Below are 3,242 nucleotides of genomic sequence, written 5' to 3' on the forward strand. Positions count from 1 at the left end.
CGGCATCGTGACGCCTATCGTGATCGGCTACCGCGTCGCGAAGACCGGCTCGTTCAACGGCGCGCTGGTTTTCGTCGGCCTGAATGCGCTGCTGACGGTGTTCAGCTACCTCGTAATCGTGAAAGACATCAAGCGGGTCGAACTGCGCCAAAGCTAACCAAAGGGCAGTTAAAAGAGGTTGTTTAAGGGGCAGTTATCGTACTTCCACGGCCCGCCAGTGAATCAACGCTGCCGGTCCGCCAGGCGCCTGAGACTGGCATCGAGGCCAGGGCTCGCGCCGATTTCGAAAATGATTTGGCGTTTATATAATCAGTCGTCAGACGACGGTATAATGAATCGCAGGAAGTATCTGCAACTATCTGATTTAAGGGGCGTTTTCGATGGCTACACCACTGGCATCCGCGGTACCGCCACGACGCGCGCGCAATCTTGCCGAGTTTGTCGTCAGCTACGTCACCGACCAAATTGCGACTAACGCCTTGAAACCAGGCGACAAACTGCCGACCGAATCGCAGCTGATGGTCACGCTGAGCGTGAGCCGCACCGTCATCCGCGAGGCAATTTCGCGCCTGCAGGCCGGCAAGATCATTGAGACTCGCCACGGCATCGGCAGCTTCGTGCTGGAACCGCAGCGCGAAAAGCTCGGTATCGACATGGTGCCCGCCACCACCCTGCGCGACGTGCTGTCCATCCTCGAACTGCGCATCAGCCTCGAAACGGAATGCGCGGGTCTCGCGGCTCAACGGGCCAAACCGGACGACCTCGCGCGCATGCGCACCGCGCTCGACGCGATCGAAGCCACCCGCCACAACGGCCTCGATAGCGTCGACGCCGACCTGCAGTTCCATATCTCGGTCGCGCGAGCAACGGGCAACCGCTATTTCGTCGACATCCTCACGCAAATGGGCAGCGCACTGATTCCGCGCAACCGGCTCGATTCGGCGGGGATCGCGCATGCGGAGCCGGACGCGTATCTGTCGCTCGTCAATCTGGAGCACGAAAGCATTCTCGAGGCGATCACGCGGCACGACGCGGAAGGCGCGCGCGCGGCGATGCGCATGCACCTGTCCAATAGCCGCGAGCGGCTGCGGCGCGCGAACGAAGCCGCTGAAATGAATAGCTAGCGGCGAATAGCCGGCGCCTGAAGTGGATCGCTGATCCCTGGCGCTGAGCAGCCGCTGATTCATTACGCGAAGCAGCCGCTGATTCATCACGCTGGACGCAAAAATGGCCGGGATATCCCGGCCATTTTTTATTTCACGCGGCGCCCAGTTGCGCGCCGCTCAAGCACCGCTCATGCAGCGCTTAGCTGCGCGTAATCTCGCCATCGCGACGACGCCACAGGTCCAGCGGATTGCTGTCCGCCAGCGCCTGCGGCAGCAGATCGGCCGGGAAATCCTGATAGCACACCGGACGCAGGAAACGCTCGATCGAGGTCGTGCCCACCGACGTCGCCCGGCTATCGGCGGTGGCCGGGAACGGCCCGCCGTGCACCATTGCATGCGAAACCTCGACGCCGGTCGGGAAACCATTGACCAGAATCCGCCCGGCCTTGCGCTCGAGGATCGGCACCATCTTCTTCGCCGCCGCCAGATCCGCGCTGTCCATCTGCAACGTCGCGGTCAGCTGACCGTCAAAGTGCTCGGCGACCGCGAGCATTTCCTGCTCGTCCTTGCAACGCACGATGGTCGACGCGGGTCCGAACACTTCGTCCTCCAGCGCCGGCGTAGCCAGGAAGGTCTGCGCATCGGTCACGAACAAAGCCGCGCGCGCTTGCGTGGGGCCCGTCGCGCCAACACCCTGGGCCACGGTTTCGACGCCCTTGGTCGCCGCCAGTTTGCCCTCGCCGTCTTCATAGGCGGCGTGGATGCCGGCGGTCAGCATGGTTTGGGCCGGCTTGCCGCTCAGCGCCTCGGACGCCGTTGCAACGAAGCCTTTGAGCGCGTCGCTATCGACCGCGATCGCGAGCCCCGGGTTGGTACAGAACTGTCCCGCGCCGAGCACCAGCGAATCGACGAAGCCGCGCGCGATGCTCTCGCCGCGTTGCGACACCGCATTCGACAGCAGGAACACCGGGTTGATGCTGCTCATTTCCGCATACACTGGAATCGGTTCGGCACGGGCGGCCGCCACGCGCATCAGCGACGTGCCGCCTGCGCGCGAACCCGTGAAACCGACCGCCTTGATCGCCGGATGCGCGACCAGTGCTTCCCCGACCGAATTGCCGGCGCCGACGATCATCGAGAACACGCCTTCCGGCAGCTCCATCTCCTGCGCGGCCTGCTGAATTGCACGGCCGACCATTTCCGAGGTGCCCAGATGCGCGCGATGCGCCTTCACCACGACCGGACAGCCCGCCGCCAGCGCCGCGGCGGTGTCGCCGCCGGCCACCGAAAACGCGAGCGGGAAATTGCTGGCGCCGAACACCGCGACCGGCCCCAGCGGAATCTTTTGCATCCGCAGGTCGGAACGCGGCAGCGGCTTGCGCTCGGGCAACGGCGAATCGAGCGTTGCCGTGAGCCATTGGCCCGCGCGTACGACTTGCGCGAACAGTTTGAGCTGCCCGGTCGTACGGCCGCGCTCGCCTTCGAGGCGCGCCTTCGGCAGGCCGGACTCTTCGTGCGCGCGTTGGATCAGCGCGTCGCCGAGCGCTGTGATGCCGTCCGCGATACGCTCGAGAAACTCGGCGCGCACCGTGAGCGGCAGCGCGCGATACGGGTCGAACGCTTTCTGGGCGAGCTCGCAGGCGAGCTCGACGTGCGCCACCGAGCCGCTGCCGAACACCGGCTCGGCGATCTCGGATCCCGTGGCGGGATTGAATGCACGCAGTGGTTTTTCCTCGCCGCGCACCGCTTTGCGACCGATCAGCATTTCGCCGGTGATAGACATTTCGCTTTCCTTGAATGGACGTCCCCGATATAGGTCATCCTACAACACCGGAAGATCCTCGGCAACCTGCAACCCCTACTCAAAGAGGAATTCGGGTTTACGTGCCCGTTACAACCTACAGTGCCGATGCTACTCTGCGTTAGATGTACGACGACCTATAACAACCAGTTCAGCCACCGCAGCTTGCCCGGATAACCCAGTTCCAGGAGACATCCTCATGACAGCCGCCACGCCATATCAGCCTTTACCCAATAGCTTTCGCCGCGCCGTCCGCGGCGGCGAAACCCTGATCGGCTGCTGGGTTTCGCTGGCCAGTCCGATCGCCACCGAACTGCTCGGCGCCGTCGGCTTCG

Annotated in this window: 2 protein-coding genes and 2 pseudogenes; 3 read left to right on the plus strand and 1 reads right to left on the minus strand. The window is 63.8% G+C overall.

Features of this window, described 5'->3' with window-relative positions:
* A pseudogene (locus QOC89_RS26875) lies at positions 1-157 on the plus strand (MFS transporter); the annotation flags it as partial.
* Positions 158-380: 223 nt separating this feature from the next.
* Positions 381-1,124: a FadR/GntR family transcriptional regulator gene (locus QOC89_RS26880; RefSeq protein ID WP_323047803.1), complete on the plus strand. Its 744-nt coding sequence runs from the start codon at positions 381-383 to the stop codon at positions 1,122-1,124.
* A gap of 181 nt (positions 1,125-1,305) precedes the next feature.
* Here QOC89_RS26880 and QOC89_RS26885 read toward each other — a convergent pair whose 3' ends face one another.
* Positions 1,306-2,889: an aldehyde dehydrogenase (NADP(+)) gene (locus QOC89_RS26885; RefSeq protein ID WP_323047804.1), complete on the minus strand. Its 1,584-nt coding sequence runs from the start codon at positions 2,887-2,889 to the stop codon at positions 1,306-1,308.
* 217 nt (positions 2,890-3,106) lie between these two features.
* On the opposite strand from QOC89_RS26885, the pseudogene QOC89_RS26890 reads away from it, so the two are divergent.
* Positions 3,107-3,242 (plus strand): annotated as a pseudogene (locus QOC89_RS26890) (2-dehydro-3-deoxyglucarate aldolase); the annotation flags it as partial.

It is taken from the genome of Paraburkholderia sp., assembly GCF_034668105.1.
In the GTDB taxonomy this organism is placed as follows: domain Bacteria; phylum Pseudomonadota; class Gammaproteobacteria; order Burkholderiales; family Burkholderiaceae; genus Paraburkholderia.

What these genes read in the sequence shown, in the direction of transcription:
- QOC89_RS26885 (WP_323047804.1), bottom strand. Translation starts at nt 2,889, where the DNA reads ATGTCTATCACCGGCGAAATGCTGATCGGTCGCAAAGCGGTGCGCGGC.
- QOC89_RS26880 (WP_323047803.1), top strand. Translation starts at nt 381, where the DNA reads ATGGCTACACCACTGGCATCCGCGGTACCGCCACGACGCGCGCGCAAT.